Source organism: Ensifer sp. Root954 (assembly GCF_001429005.1).
Classification (GTDB): domain Bacteria; phylum Pseudomonadota; class Alphaproteobacteria; order Rhizobiales; family Rhizobiaceae; genus Ensifer; species Ensifer adhaerens.
The window spans coordinates 1-289 of sequence record NZ_LMJM01000016.1 but is presented as its reverse complement, the minus strand read 5'-3'; the positions used below and the strand labels follow the sequence as shown (position 1 = coordinate 289).

The following is a 289-nucleotide window of genomic DNA, read 5'->3' as shown; positions in this document are numbered from 1 at the left end:
TTCCGGCGACACGGCGATCGTATCGGGCTGCGGCTATGGCACGGAGATGGCGGTCGACATCGCTCGTTCGGTCGAGCGCGTCGGTGCCGACGGCATCCTGCTTCTGCCGCACTATCTGATCGATGCGCCGCAGGAAGGGCTTTATGCCCATGTGAAGAAGATCTGCCAGTCGGTCGGCATCGGCGTCATGGTCTATAACCGCGACAACGCGGTGCTGCAGGCCGATACGCTTGCAAGGCTGTGCGATGAATGCCCGAACCTGATCGGCTTCAAGGATGGCACCGGCGAC

1 protein-coding gene is annotated in these 289 nt (G+C 62.3%); it reads left to right on the top strand.

Annotated elements, in window-relative coordinates:
- Positions 1-289, top strand: a 289-nt coding sequence (locus tag ASE71_RS10225) for a dihydrodipicolinate synthase family protein (RefSeq protein WP_200964132.1), incomplete at both ends; no start/stop codon positions are given.